Below are 399 nucleotides of genomic sequence, written 5' to 3'. Positions count from 1 at the left end.
GCGCGTACAGCGGCCCCGGGGGCAGCTCCTCCAGCTCGACCCGGTCCACGGTGGTGGCGTAGTGCAGCCCGGCTCCGGCCCGGACGACGTTCGGGTGCCAGGGGTCCAGGTCGCCGCGGGTGACCACGCCGGTGGCCCCGAACCCGGCGGCCAGGCGGACGACGGCTCCGACGTTGCCGAGGTTGCGGGGGTTGTCGAGTACGACGACGGGCGCGGGACGCGGCAGCCGCCCGGGGGCGGCACGGCCGGCCTCCCGGTCGGGCCGTACGGCGAGCGCGGCGACCCCGGTGGGGTGCACGCGGGCCAGCAGCCCCTTGAGCTCCGCCCGGCGCACCAGCCGGGCCACGTCGGCCCCGACATCGGGAGCCAGCTCGCGCGCGAGCGCCCGTACGGCGGCGG

Annotated in this window: 1 protein-coding gene; it reads right to left on the bottom strand. The window is 79.4% G+C overall.

Annotated elements, in window-relative coordinates:
• Positions 1–399 (bottom strand): TrmH family RNA methyltransferase (locus tag CAY82_RS27755; protein WP_256576355.1); only part of this gene is annotated, 399 nt, incomplete at both ends.

Origin of the sequence: Pseudomonas sp. SID14000, from assembly GCF_002165135.1 — a bacterium.
In the GTDB taxonomy this organism is placed as follows: domain Bacteria; phylum Pseudomonadota; class Gammaproteobacteria; order Pseudomonadales; family Pseudomonadaceae; genus Aquipseudomonas.
The sequence above is the reverse complement of the archived record's forward strand: the minus strand, read 5'-3'. Positions and strand labels throughout refer to the sequence as shown.